Source organism: Streptococcus australis, assembly GCF_047463015.1.
Classification (GTDB): Bacteria; Bacillota; Bacilli; order Lactobacillales; family Streptococcaceae; genus Streptococcus; species Streptococcus australis_F.
The window spans coordinates 73,545-86,877 of the sequence record NZ_JASHER010000003.1 but is presented as its reverse complement, the minus strand read 5'-3'; the positions used below and the strand labels follow the sequence as shown (position 1 = coordinate 86,877).

10 protein-coding genes are annotated in these 13,333 nt (G+C 46.4%); all 10 read right to left on the bottom strand.

The annotated features are described in order from the left end of the window. Window positions 1–3: 3 nt before the first annotated feature. The gene (locus tag QM873_RS04115; RefSeq protein WP_414278855.1) at window positions 4–2,997 is read right to left on the bottom strand and encodes a type I restriction endonuclease subunit R; all 2,994 of its coding nucleotides are present in this window, start codon (window positions 2,995–2,997) and stop codon (window positions 4–6) included. Between the two features lie 124 nt (window positions 2,998–3,121). Beyond that, window positions 3,122–3,487, bottom strand: a complete 366-nt coding sequence (locus QM873_RS04110) for a TIGR02328 family protein (protein WP_414278854.1) — start codon at window positions 3,485–3,487, stop codon at window positions 3,122–3,124. Continuing rightward, entirely contained in the window at window positions 3,488–3,865 is a 378-nt protein-coding gene (locus tag QM873_RS04105) for a YbgA family protein (RefSeq protein WP_414278853.1), read from the bottom strand. It abuts the gene before it with no gap. 113 nt (window positions 3,866–3,978) lie between these two features. After that, complete coding sequence (locus QM873_RS04100; RefSeq protein ID WP_414278852.1) at window positions 3,979–4,926, bottom strand: Rpn family recombination-promoting nuclease/putative transposase; 948 nt, start codon at window positions 4,924–4,926, stop codon at window positions 3,979–3,981. A 539-nt stretch (window positions 4,927–5,465) separates the two neighbouring features. Beyond that, window positions 5,466–7,334, bottom strand: coding sequence for an ABC transporter ATP-binding protein (locus QM873_RS04095; protein ID WP_195348329.1), 1,869 nt, complete (start codon window positions 7,332–7,334; stop codon window positions 5,466–5,468). Beyond that, window positions 7,324–9,072 (bottom strand): ABC transporter ATP-binding protein, encoded by a 1,749-nt coding sequence (locus tag QM873_RS04090; RefSeq protein ID WP_195348330.1) that lies wholly within the window; start codon window positions 9,070–9,072, stop codon window positions 7,324–7,326. Before QM873_RS04090 ends, QM873_RS04095 begins: the two co-directional genes overlap by 11 nt. Window positions 9,073–9,767: 695 nt before the next feature. Beyond that, the gene (locus tag QM873_RS04085) at window positions 9,768–10,913 is read right to left on the bottom strand and encodes an FtsX-like permease family protein (protein WP_414278851.1); all 1,146 of its coding nucleotides are present in this window, start codon (window positions 10,911–10,913) and stop codon (window positions 9,768–9,770) included. A gap of 3 nt (window positions 10,914–10,916) precedes the next feature. Then, a complete protein-coding gene (locus QM873_RS04080; RefSeq protein WP_342992058.1) occupies window positions 10,917–11,597 on the bottom strand; it encodes an ABC transporter ATP-binding protein in 681 nt (226 codons plus the stop codon). Further along, complete coding sequence (locus QM873_RS04075) at window positions 11,594–12,169, bottom strand: TetR/AcrR family transcriptional regulator (protein ID WP_003002793.1); 576 nt, start codon at window positions 12,167–12,169, stop codon at window positions 11,594–11,596. The genes QM873_RS04080 and QM873_RS04075 overlap by 4 nt, the downstream gene beginning before the upstream one ends. A 144-nt stretch (window positions 12,170–12,313) precedes the next feature. Then, window positions 12,314–13,237, bottom strand: coding sequence for an aldo/keto reductase (locus QM873_RS04070; RefSeq protein WP_048714886.1), 924 nt, complete (start codon window positions 13,235–13,237; stop codon window positions 12,314–12,316). Window positions 13,238–13,333: the final 96 nt, after the last annotated feature.

Here is a 13,333-nt window from a genome sequence, read left to right as displayed (position 1 = left end):
CCTTTATCTCCCCACTCTCAACGGTTCAATCACCTCTTCGATCAGTTGGGTATAGGCTTCTTTGATTTGTTTTTTGTAGCTGAGTGGGTTGAGGGCGTCTGCTACTTCTGCCTTGTAGTCTTTGTAGCGTTGGCTCTTGGTCAGCTGGCTTTCACCGGCTTGTTTTTTGGCACCTTTGCGATAGTGTTGGATATAGTAGCGAAGTTCATCGGCTCCGATATACCAGTTTTTGGCAAAGCTTACGATATGGCTATCGATGATGGTTTCGATCATCTGGTCCAAGACTCCAGTGATGGACTGTCCTCGGTAGCGTTCGGGCTCTTCTTGGACTTGGATCCAAAGGTTTTGGATGATCACGGCTAGGCTTGGATTGGTCCGGTTCAGGCTCTCGATATAGCTGTCCACGGTTGCGATATCCTTGTCACTCAGATTCTGCTCGTCATTTTCCTCCTGCTGGATCATACTCTGGATCAGCATCAGGATATAGGAATAGTTGATCTCATCGACTTGGACAGACTCCAGCTCATAGTGGATGTCCAACTCATCTTCGTTGTCCACTTCTGGATCCCTGCTCTTGATCTCCGCCAAAATATTTTGATAGAGGCCTAGATAAGCTTCGAGCTGGCTGTCGCTGAGGCCTGTTTCCCGATAGATCTCTTCCTTATCGTACTCTGAGTAGACGCGGATCGAGGCTTGGTACTTGTCAAAGACCTGATAGACTTTAGCGACCTTGCGGAGCTGAGCTGTTGGGGCCTGCTCGAGTGCGACTCCTTCTTCTTCGAAGTCCGTGACTTGGCCTTTAAATTCTGCCCAGGCTTTTAAGAAGTTGCGTTTCTCTTCTTCCCAGCTTGGTGCTAGGACCTCATTTTCTCCTCCATTGGAGTAGAGCTTGAGGGCATTGTCGACGGCTTCCTTAAAGGCTTGAGGACGCTGGAAGGTGATGATATGGCCGAAGTGCTTCTTGTCATCAAAGATCCGATTAGTCCGGCTAAAGGCCTGGATCAAGTCCTGTGGGCGCATTGGCTTGCGATCGATGAAGAGTGTAGAAAGACAAGGTGCATCAAAGCCCGTCAAGAGACGGTCAACCACGATGACCAAATCCAACTGTTCATTTCGGTAGAGGTACTTGTCCTGCTTTCTAGCCAGGCGATTATTGACATCACTATTAAATCCTCGCAGGTCCGCTAGGCTAAAATGCGTCCCAAACTCTTGGTTGTAGTCCTCCATGACCTGCTTCATGTGGTCTTGGTAGCCGATAGATTCTTCCTCATTTTCAGACACCGAGTAGGTGATGGTAAACTTTGGAAAATCTGGCAAATAGCTCTTGACACGCTCGGAGACCTTGACGCGCTCCTTGCCAGCGAGGATACTCTTGAGCAGATTATAATAAGCCTGTGCTCGTGGGATGGACTTGACTGTCAAGATCGCCTCATAGCTCTTTCCGACCCCTTTAGGGATATTGAGCTGTTGCTGGCTCTTATTGAGGATGGCATCTAGGACTTCTAGCATGTGCTCCTTGTCCTCATAGGCCTGGTCAGGGATATCTTCTTCTAGGAGATCTGAGATGATGGTATTGCGGTAGTCGACCTTAAAGCCTAGAACCGCTCCATCATGGATGGCTTCCTTGACCGTGTATTCATGTAGGCGGTCGCCATACTGTTGGTGGGTGGTCTGAGCCAGATCTCCCACTTGTTTGCGTTTGTTTTCCTTAAAGATAGGGGTTCCTGTAAAGCCATACCAGAGAGAGTTCTTGAAGTAGGACTTGATCTCTTTTTGTGTCTGAGGGGTGACCGCCCGGTGGCACTCATCCACGACAAAGGCCACGCGGAGGTCCTTGATCTTCCCAGCATCCCGCTGGTACTTCCCTTCTTCGAACTTACGCATCATGGTCGTGATTTTCTGAATGGTCGTGACGACCACGCGCTTGTCATTGCCCCCTAGGCGCTTAACTAGCTCATGGGTATTGTCCGTCTCGTCGATGTCGATGACATCATTGGCCGCATAAGAGAGAAAGGACGAAGTCGTCTGCTGGTCCAGGTCTCTGCGGTCGACGACAAAGATGGTCTTTTGAATGGCTGGAATCTGCAAGAGATTGCGTGCTACCTTGTAAGAAGTCAGGGTCTTGCCTGATCCGGTCGTATGCCAGATATAGCCCGACTCTTGACGGCGAGAGGCTTCCTGCACAGCCTCGATGGCATGGATCTGGTAGGGACGCAGGAGGATGAGGGCTTTCTTGCTATCGTCGATGACTGAGTACTGCATGACCATCTGGTGGGCCCTGGGGATGGAGAGGACCTCATGAGCAAAGCTGTTGATATCGATCATGGGCTGGTTATCCTTGTCCACCCACTTGGTTAGGAATTGCTTATTTAGCTTGCTTTCACGGGCTGCAGCGATGTAGCGAGTGTCGACTTTATTGGTCACGACAAACATCTGCAAGCTGGAGTAAATGCCCCGGAACTTGCCTTCACGGTCGTACTTTTTGATCTGATGAAAGGCATCTAGAAAGGCCACTCGGGGACTCTTGAGTTCGATATGGATGAGGGGTAGGCCATTGATCAAAAGGGTCGTATCGAGCCGTCGATCCTGGTCTAGTGGATAGGCCTTGTCGCGTTCGACTTGGTTGACCACTTCATAGCTCGACTTCCCAGCTGCGATATTGTCCCGCCAGATGACCGCCAGACGGATGGTTCCTAGACTGGCATCTTCTCGCTGGACTTCTACTTTGGCGATCCCATTTTCACCCGCTAGCCACTTGGCCGCTTCATAGTAGCTGACAAAGTTAAGCTGGTTCTTGATCTGGCGCTTTTCCTGGTCGGTCAAGGGGTGGTCTGCCAGCAAGGCGACATTATTTTGCGCGAGCTTGTCAAAGAAATTTTCCCATAACTGGTCTTCATTCTTGAGATCCTCGCGATAAGTCCACTGACTTTCTCCTGATGTCAACTGCTGGATCAACTGTCTTTCAATCTCAAGTTCTGGAGTTGCTACTGCCTTCATCCGTCTATCCTTTTCCTGTACATAATCTCCTATTATTATAGCATTTTTGGGAAAGAAATTAATGCTTTCAAAGCATTTTCTTGGTTTTTCGCGCAAAAAACGAACCTGATCTGGTCCGTTTTTCTTAGTCTAATTGAATCCCTTTTTCTGCTAGGTTCTCCAGGCATTCTTGCAGGTAAGTATCCTGGTGCTCGGGATAGATAGGTGTGCTCAAAGTTTCCTCTTCCAGCTCTTGATAAGCTGGACAGGTCTTGCCTCGGTAGGTCGACTCCCACCACTCTGGGCTGACCTTGTAGCCACGAGCGGTCATCTCCTCCATGATCAGGCGGTGATAGGCATAGAGGCGATAGGGCGAGTAGTCAAAGACATAGTTGACAGTCGCGTGCTTTTTACCCCAGCCATTGCCTCTCAGGGCACAGCACTCCCGGTGTTGGCCTAGGAGCTGAGGACGAGGGAGTTTGGGAATCAAGTCTTGGTGCCAGAGTCTCATTTATTGACCTCCTAGTAGCGTCGAGTCTTGTAAGTAGCGATTCGGGTAGCGCTCAAGCAGGATCTGAATCCCCTTGATCAGATCCTCTTGCTGGGCTTGGCCATGCTGGTACTTCTCAAGTAGCAACATAAAGTCCGCCTTTTCCTCAGGAGTCGCCTGCTTTTTGAAATAGCCCCAGATATGCTGGAAGGCATTGGAGACCTGGCCACGATTTTCCGGCAAGGCCAGCGCTTGCTGGATCAGGTCCTCAACGTGACTGACCTCCACCTGGTCTTGCTTGAGGTATTCCCGGATCTCCTTGTAAATGTTGCTGGAATGACTCAGCACCAGGTATTTATTTCTCGCCCATAGGACTTGGCAGTGATGTTTTTGATCCACTCGTGTCTCCTTTTGATCTTCTCTATCAATAGTCCTCCCATTATACCATGGAAATAAGTTAAGTCATAAAAAAAGCGGACCTACTCGGCCCGTTTTTCTCTCTGCTTTATTTATCAAAGGGAGGCTTTTAACTGTTCTATCTGCTCTTCACTTAAATCGGTATACCGTTGGACATCTTCGGTGCTAAAGCCATTGGCCAAGAGCTCTTGGGCGATACGAAGGGTAGCTTCTTCCCGTCCTTGTTCTAACCCCTGCATTCTTCCTTGTTCTAAACCTTGTTCTAATGCAATCTTGCCAGCTTCTTCCTTGGTTTCTTTGAGCAAGGTTTCCATACACATATTCCAGTTTTCTCTGAGGCGGATGCGTTCATCTATCATGTCTTTTTCCTCCTTGGTCCAATTGGATGGGATTAAGAGTGACTCTGCTTGTTCGATCACCTGATCAGGTTGATGGCTAAAAGGATGATTCCCGAAGAATTCTAGCCACTGTTGCAATGGATCACTCACTTGCGTCCTTCTCCTTTCATTATACTTGTCCAATTCTAAAAAGGCAAGTCGCAATAGATTATGACTCTGATTCCCCTTGCTATTCGCCAGTAGGGGTCCACCATGGATAGCATGACGCACTTCATACACATTTACAGGAGAAGCCTCATCAGGGAAAATACTTTTCTCCAAAATCGCAATCCCATAAACTGGAACTAGATCCTCGTACATCTGATGAGTCTGGCCTTTCTTCCGTTTCTTCCGGACATTTTCAATCAACTGATTGGCCAAATAATAATAAAAGCGATTGACAAAATACTCCTGCTTCATGACTTGAATCTCAATAATGACTTCTAGGCCCGAATCTAATTTGGCCCTTACATCTACAGAAGTCTCAAATGGGTAATCACCTAGAAAGCCTTGTTCATGAATTTGATTGCCTTCTAGGATTTCTACCGAGCGGATGGGTAAGTCTAGGACCTCTTGGATAAATTTTGCAGTGACATCTGGAATACTAAAAATTTTCTTCGCAATCAGGTCCAAAGTGGGTGAAATATGGGGATGACGTTTGCGCATGTTTTCCTCCTTTTACATCGTTAATGAGAGAGAACCAACTCCTCCTTCACTTATATCATTCATAAAAAGATATACTCCCACGAAAAAAAGTCTGAGCCAACGCTCAGACATTAAATATAAACAGACTATTTTTCATAAAACAATCATCGATTTTACAAAAATTGTATTAGTTTAAAAGTGATTCAAGTAGAAGCTGAAACTTTCCGCCGTGAGAAAAGTGAGAGTGGGACAGAAATCGGTAATTCGTTAGAATTCGATTTCGTCGTCCCACCTCCGCACAGTTGAGTAGGGCTGTAAAAGCTGATGAAATCAGCGTGGTAGAGCCCACTCAACCACTGCGTCTTGCTCGATAATCCAAAGACAATTGAGAGGCTAGGACTTTTGTCCCAGCATCACACGGGAGTTTTGAAACTTTAGGTTCAAAACTAAGGCATGGAACTTCTTCGAAGTTCGCTGACGTCCGATCTCACCTAAGGAAAGTTTCAAAGACAACATTATCCATAAGTAAAAAGTCTGAGAAAAGCTCAGACTTTTTTGTATTAATCAATTTCAAGGCCACCGGTGTAGAGGCGGTAATAAGTCCCACGTTCTGCCATCAAGGAAGCGTGGTTGCCTCGCTCGATGATGCGTCCCTTGTCCATGACCATGATCACATCCGAGTTGACGATGGTTGAGAGACGGTGGGCGATGACAAAGACAGTCCGTCCTGCCATCAGGCGATCCATCCCCTCTTGGACCATCTTCTCTGTCCGTGAGTCGATTGAGGAAGTTGCTTCATCAAGGATTAAGACTGGCGCATTAGCCAAGGCTGCACGCGCAATAGCGATCAGCTGACGTTGACCGTTAGAGAGACCAGCTCCATCATCGTTCAAGACGGTATCGTATCCTTGGTCCAAATGTTTGACGAAGGAATCCACATTGGCAATGCGGGCTGCTTCCAGGATCTCCTCCCGGGTCGCATCTGATCGACCATAGGCGATATTTTCTGCGATAGTTCCAGTAAAGAGGTGGGTATCCTGCAAGACAATCCCTAGCGAACGACGGAGCGAATCTTTCTCGATCAGCTTCACATCGATCCCATCATAGGTGATAGATCCTGATTGGATATCGTAGAAACGATTGATCAAGTTGGTAATGGTAGTCTTCCCTGCTCCTGTCGCGCCGACAAAGGCCACCTTTTGCCCCTTGTCCGCGTAGAGGTTAATATCGTAGAGGATTTGGTTCTTATCATTGTAGGAGAAGTCTACATTTGTAAAGACGACATTTCCGACCAGTTTGACCAGTTCGTAGTCGCCGTTTTCCCGAGGGTGTTTCCAAGCCCAGAGATTGGTCTTCTTATCAGTGATGACCATGCGACCATCGACCTCTTCATAGTTGACCAAGGTGACTTTCCCTTCATCCACTTCGACTTCTTCATCCAAGAGATCAAAGATCCGATCTCCCCCAGCAAGAGCCATGAGGACAAAGTTCAACTGTTGCGATACTTGGGTGATTGGTCCGTTGAAGGAACGGTTGAGCTGGAGGAAGGCCATGAGCCCACCAATGGTGAGGCCACTGATACCATTCAAGGCGAAGATCCCTCCGACCAATGAAGTCAAGACGAAGGAGACATTTCCCAGGTTCCCCAAGACAGGCATCAAGACATTGGCATAGCGGTTGGCTTGATAAGATGATTCAAAGAGTTGGTCATTGATCCGCTCAAAGGCTTCGATGCTTTCCTCTTCGTGGACAAAGGCTTTGACTACCTTTTGACCTGACATCATCTCTTCGATAAAGCCATTTTCAATCCCTAAGTTCTTTTGTTGGTCAGCGAAATAGCGACCAGACTTTCCAGAGATCTCCTTGATGACATAGGCCATGACTCCGACCATCGAAAGAACGAGAAGGAAAAGGAGAGGGCTGATCATGATCATGCTGACGGCTACACCGATGATGGTGATGGCAGACTGCAGGAGCTGCGGGATGGACTGCTCGATTGCTTGGCGAAGAGCGTCAATATCATTGGTATAGATCGACATGATATCCCCGTGCTGGTGGGTATCAAAGTACTTGACAGGGAGCTTCTGCATACGAGCAAAGAGCTGATTCCGTAGAGAGCGCAGGACATCCTGAGACACTGTCGCCATAATGAGGGAGAAGCCATAGTTGGCCAAAACTCCCACCACTCCAATCACAGCCAGTGTTGATAAGAAAGTTAAGAGGGGTCCAAAATCCTTGCTTCCTGAATCCAACATGGGTTGGATGTATTGGTCTACCAAGGCTCGGATAGAGGACGTAATATAGACCGTAGAGAGGGAGGCTGTCACGATGAGGGCAGCTGCTAGGAGAAGAACAAACTTATATTGCTTCCACATATAGTCTAGCAAGCGTACCAGAGAGCCCCAGCTAGCTTTTTTCTTATTCTTCATCTGCTTGTCCTCCTTTCCCTTGGGTTTGCATGTCATAGACTTCACGGTAGATGGCATTGCTCTCGATCAGTTCTTGGTGACTACCAATCGCATCGATCTTCCCATCATTCATGACCACGATTCGATCTGCATCTTGGATAGAAGATATCCGTTGGCCAATGATGATTTTGGTGGTGTCCTTGAGACTAGTCGCTAGACCTTGACGGATCAGACTATCCGTTTTGGTATCGACAGCTGAGGTCGAATCATCCAAGATCAAGATTTTTGGATTCATCAAGAGAGCGCGGGCGATACAGAGGCGTTGGCGCTGACCACCTGAGACATTGGCACCACCACGTTCAATCATGGTATCATAGCCATCCTTAAAGTTCTGGATAAATTCATCCGCTTGAGCGATCTTACAAGCTTCTATGATTTCTTCATCCGTCGCGTTCTTATTCCCCCAGCGCATGTTTTCCTTGATGGTACCAGAGAAAAGGACATTGGTCTGAAGCACCATGGCAACTTGCTTGCGCAAATGGTCTAGATCATAGTTTCGCACATCCTGACCAGCGACCTTGACGCTACCAGACTCCACATCATAGAGACGAGGGATGAGCTGGACCAGACTAGACTTACCAGAACCAGTCCCTCCAAGGATTCCGATCACTTCTCCCGAGCGAATGCTGAGGTTGATATCGGACAAGACATGGGCCTTGTCGCCATTTTCGTCCGTGTAGGCGAAGTCTACATGGTCGAAGGTAATGGATCCATCTGCTACTTCTGTCAGACCATTCTCCGGAGAGACGATGGTTGACTCTGTTCCAAGGACTTCATTGATCCGCTCTACAGATGCCATAGAGATCGAGAGCATCACGAAGATCATCATAAACATCATGAGGGACATAAGGATGGTCATGACATAGGCAAACATAGAAGTCAGCTCACCAGTGGTAAAGCTTCCACCCACGATGAGATGTGCCCCAATCCAAGAAATCAAGATAAAGGAAGCATACAAGGAGAGCATCATGGCTGGACTACTCAAAATCACGATGCGAATAGCCTTCATGAACATGTTGTAGATCAAGCGAGAAGCTTTCTTAAACTTGACCGTCTCTTCTTCTTCCTTGACATAGGACTTGACCACGCGCATGTTGGTGATGTTTTCCTGAATGCTATTGTTCAAGTTATCATAGGCATCAAAGACCTTGGTAAAGAGTGGATAGACGATCTTAGTGATCACACCCAAGACCAGACCCAAGAAGATAGTAATCCCTATAAAGATACTAGCCATTTGCGGATTGATCAAGTAGCTGGCAACAATGGCAAAGATCAGATTGAGAGGTGCCCGCACACAGATCCGGATCACCATCTGATAGGAGTTCTGCACATTGGTCACATCCGTCATCATCCGGGTTACCAGACCACCTGAAGAGAAACTATCGATGTTTTCGAAGGAGAAGGTTTGGATTTTCTTGAAGATTGCCTTCCGTAGATTCTTGGCAAAACCTGCTGATGCAAAAGCCCCGTAGCGAGCCGACTGCATCCCACAGAAAAGAGAGAGAAAGGCAAAGACCAACATGAGGAGACCATAGGTAAGAACAGTGGTCATATCCCCCTTCTGAACCCCCTTGTCCAGAAGCGTCGCCATAATGAATGGAATAGAAATCTCAAACATGACCTCAAAGACCATATAGAGTGAGGCTAAAATTGAGGGTTTCTTGTATTCCTTGATTTCAGCAATCAATGACTGAAGCATAGATACCTCCTAAAATACTAGTTAGTAAAGTTTTCTTTAGCAAGACGTCCATTTCCGAACAAAGAAACAGTTCCTCGGTCTGAAAGGATTGCACCTGTAAAAGAAAGCTATAGAAAGAGAAAGCGCCCTGACAGCGTTACTGTAGGGACGACTTTCGTTATTCATACTATTTAGTATAGAGGAATATGGAAGAAAAATCAAACATTTAGGTAACATCACTAAAGAATATTCCAATTTGGCCATCTTGAAACCTAGTAAGCCAGATTTCTATTTAAACCGTATTCCTATTCACTCGTACTGAGGGACACCCAACTCAAGGCCGCAGCTCCTATACCAACCACAAACTGCAAAAGTATCCCCACAGAGATAAAGGACCATTTATTGCGCCAGATTAAGTAAAAGGCCCCCTTCAGGTCCTGCCAATAACTCCGTTTCATGCTGTCTCTCTTTCCTTTCTTTTATTCCCCTAGAATAGCGGAAAAGCCTCTCCCTGTCAATGATTCTACAAGAAAAAGGCTGGGACAAAAGTCCTGGCCTCTCAATTGTCTTTAGATTGTCGAGCAAGACGCAGTGGTTGAGTGGGCTCTACTACGCTGATTTCATCAGCTTTTACAGCCCTACTCAACTATGCGGAGGTGGGACGACGAAATCAAATTCTAACGAATTACCAATTTCTGTCCCACTCTCTTTTCTATTTATTCAGCTAAGAGCACTTCTTTGATGGTTTGTTTTTGGAGTTTTCTTTTGGATAGATAAAAGAGGCTTTCGTAAACTACAGCAAAACCTATCAAGGTCCAAAAGCACACATTCCCATCAAAGTGATGCTCAATCTTTTCAGGAACCGTATCTTTGATCACACCAATCAAGATTTCCATGATGCCATATTGATAAGCTGTCCCAAGAACAAATCCTAAATAGGCCCAGAAACGATAGGGAGTCAGAATATGACTTTGGCATTCACGATCGGTGAAGCCAAAAGCCTTCATAAGAGCCAAGGTTTCGCGACTTTCTGAGACGACAATCCCCAATGACAAAAAGAGAATCGAGAAAGAAAGGATCAATCCAATCATGATCATCATGGTTTGGATGATATCATCTGTGTAATCCCTGAGGCCAAAGGACAATTGAACCATGGCCGCAAAACACATAGAGCCAAAGACCACAAAAAACAAGATCGATTTTCTCCCCCAAATCAGCGATGAGGACAGTTCTTTTAGGAAGTCCTTCTCTTTCTTGGGAACCCTCTTTCTCCTTTTGACCTTGATCGGACTTGGAGACTTTTTCAATAAGCGAAGTGCCGGCGTGTGTAATTGTCTTCTAGCATAGCCAATCGCGAGAAGCATAAAAAATGTCGTTGGCAGGATCACCAAAGCAAGCAAGAGCTGCCAATGAAAATGAATGGTGATTTCTGGCAGGATCCCCTTCTCATTACGAAAGTCATAAAAATGTCCCATCATGAGAAATGAAGCGAGATAGCCAAGAAGCGCTCCAGCTCCAAAACTCAGCCCAAAGGCCCAAAACCGTTTAGCCAACTGGCCATTGCTGTATCCCAAAGCCTTTAAAATTCCTAATTGTTCCTTGTGGTCATCGACAAATTGTTTGATATAAAAACACATGAGAAGAATCGATGTCAAGGACAAGACGACCCCACTGACCATGGCCACCATCCAAGAAAGCGAAACCTGGGCATCATAGTAGGTCTGAATCATGGGATTGGTTTTCGAAATCTCTAATTGCTCGATGTCCAAGTAAAAATTTAAGAAGAGATTGGCCACAAAGACCGCACAAGCCCCAATGATACTGACGACAACTAATTTTCGAATATCTTTTACTGAAAACATGGCTTACCATCCAATCTCAAAGGCAGTCTGAGGCTGATCATTGATCACAACTTCGGTAATCTTACCACTATTGACACGAATGATGGTTCTGGCCATATCCGCAATATTTTGGTTGTGCGTCACCATGATCAAGGTAAAGCCCAGCTTTTCCTTCAGTTTCCAGATATAGTCGAGAATCTTGCGCCCTGTTTCTTCATCCAGGGCTCCCGTCGGCTCATCTAAGAAGAGAATCTCTGGCTTTTTGGCCAAGGCCCGAGCAATGGACACTCTCTGCTGTTCCCCACCCGACAATTCACTCGGATACTTGTCTAGCTTATCGCCAAGCCCCAAATCTTCTATGATCTGCAAAAAATCATGATTGTTTGCCAGGTCAGCTCCCATCTTTACATTTTGTCTGACCGTCAGATTCGGCAATAGATAATACTGCTGGAAAATAAAGGCAATCTTCTCCCGTCTAAAGGCTGTCAATTGAGCATCTGTGAGTTGTGATAAATCTTGTCCTTGAATGAGGATATGCCCTTCGTCTACCTTTTCTAAGCCTGATAACACATTTAAGAGAGTTGATTTCCCCGATCCAGAAGGGCCGAGGATAACCACATCATCCTGGTCTTGAATCTGCAAATCAATCTCCTTTAAAACCTTGGTTTGGCCGTAACTTTTGTGCACATTTTCTAGTTGAATCATTTCTTTCCTACCATTTCTTTGATGAGAGATTGACAAACCTCTGTCAGTAATCCAATCACTTCTTCCATGCCGAACTGGTAAATACCAGAAGCAACCATAGAGGCCATCCCGTGTGAGTAGATAAATAGATGCTGGTACAAGCGACTAGCCTCCTCTACAGTCAAAGGATAGTCTGCGACAATCGAATCCAGAACCAATTGGTAACTATGATCCTTCATGGGAAGAAAATCTTGAAAGCGACGAATCGGATCTTTGCTAGGATTTTGGAAAAGCAATTGAAAGAGTTGGGGTTCTTTTGAGGCGAAAAGGATATAAGCAACCCCGACAGATCGGAAAGGTTTCTCATCTTCTAAGGCCTTGCGAATATACTCCACCACGACCATCTCCGCAGCACCAATAACCTCTGCTTGTAACTCAGCCATATTAGCAAATTGCCCAAAAATGACTCTCGGTGTGGCTCCCAGTTTCTCCGCTAATGCTCGAGCAGTTAAACTAGCCATTCCCTCTTCTCTCACCAATTGTAAAGCTGTCCCAATGATAGCCTCTTTACTAAATTTAACCTTGGGTGGCATAAGACTCCTTTCGCGCAACATTCGTTGCGCAACACTTGTTGCATAAAGATTACCATAAAAAAGAAAGACTTGTCAAGAAAAAACTGAAAACCACAAAAAAACCAGACCACCGATAAGAGTGGAATCTGGTTTACTAACAAGATTCTAAGGCAAATCATTTCCCGCCGCCAAGTAGATTTGATACCATTCCTTGCGAGTTAGGGTGACTGTTGCTGCTTTTCCTGCTTCAAGGACATGCTGGGGCTTGGTCGTTCCGATGACGGACTGCATCTTACCCGGATAGCGGAGGACCCAGGCAAGGGCGATAGCTGTCGGTGTGACCTGGTATTTTTTCGCCAAATCATTGAGGACGTGATTGAGAGCCGCAAACTCTTCTTTACCGACAAAATTCCCCTTGAAATAGCCATGCTGGAGAACAGACCAGGCCTGAATCACCGTATCAGTTAAGCGACAATACTCAAAGACACTGCCATCTCGCACGGCTGCTTTAGGCCCTTCCATGTTGACATGAAAACCAGCTTCAAAGCTCGGTGTAAAGGCAGCACTCAACTGCAACTGGTTGATCTTGAGAGGCTGTTGGACAGCCGTTTTGAGCAATTCCATCATCATAGGGTTTTGATTGGACACCCCAAAATGGCGGACCTTGCCCGCTTGCTCCAAGTGATCAAAAGCTGCCGCCACTTCTTCCGGCTCCATGAGGGCATCCGGTCGGTGAAGGAGGAGACTATCTAAGCGCTCGATCTGCAAACGCTCGAGAATGCCATTGATGGAGTCCAAAATATAGTCCTTGGAAAAATCAAAATAGGTAAAGCCGTCTTTGCGAATCCCACACTTGGACTGGATCCACATCTGGTCCCGAAGATCCGGACGACGCTTGAGAACCTTACCCAGCAGGATCTCACACTGGCCATCGCCATAGATATCCGCCAGATCAAAGGTGTTGATCCCAATCGACAAAGCTGCCTCCACCAAGGCCTCCACCTCATCTTCACTCATCTGACTGATCCTCATCATCCCAAGGACAATCGTGGACAGACGCTCATTTTCAGCAAACTCAATATAGTTCATGTCCGCCTCCTTTTCATTCTTCTTTCATTATAATGTAAAGAAGATCAAACAGCAATGATTTCACAAAGTAAAACACCTCCAGTATCCACTGAAGGT

What these genes read in the sequence shown, in the direction of transcription:
- QM873_RS04110 (WP_414278854.1), bottom strand. Translation starts at nt 3,487, where the DNA reads ATGAGACTCTGGCACCAAGACTTGATTCCCAAACTCCCTCGTCCTCAG.
- QM873_RS04085 (WP_414278851.1), bottom strand. Translation starts at nt 10,913, where the DNA reads ATGTTTTCAGTAAAAGATATTCGAAAATTAGTTGTCGTCAGTATCATT.
- QM873_RS04075 (WP_003002793.1), bottom strand. Translation starts at nt 12,169, where the DNA reads ATGCCACCCAAGGTTAAATTTAGTAAAGAGGCTATCATTGGGACAGCT.
- QM873_RS04115 (WP_414278855.1), bottom strand. Translation starts at nt 2,997, where the DNA reads ATGAAGGCAGTAGCAACTCCAGAACTTGAGATTGAAAGACAGTTGATC.
- QM873_RS04090 (WP_195348330.1), bottom strand. Translation starts at nt 9,072, where the DNA reads ATGCTTCAGTCATTGATTGCTGAAATCAAGGAATACAAGAAACCCTCA.
- QM873_RS04095 (WP_195348329.1), bottom strand. Translation starts at nt 7,334, where the DNA reads ATGAAGAATAAGAAAAAAGCTAGCTGGGGCTCTCTGGTACGCTTGCTA.
- QM873_RS04080 (WP_342992058.1), bottom strand. Translation starts at nt 11,597, where the DNA reads ATGATTCAACTAGAAAATGTGCACAAAAGTTACGGCCAAACCAAGGTT.
- QM873_RS04100 (WP_414278852.1), bottom strand. Translation starts at nt 4,926, where the DNA reads ATGCGCAAACGTCATCCCCATATTTCACCCACTTTGGACCTGATTGCG.
- QM873_RS04070 (WP_048714886.1), bottom strand. Translation starts at nt 13,237, where the DNA reads ATGAACTATATTGAGTTTGCTGAAAATGAGCGTCTGTCCACGATTGTC.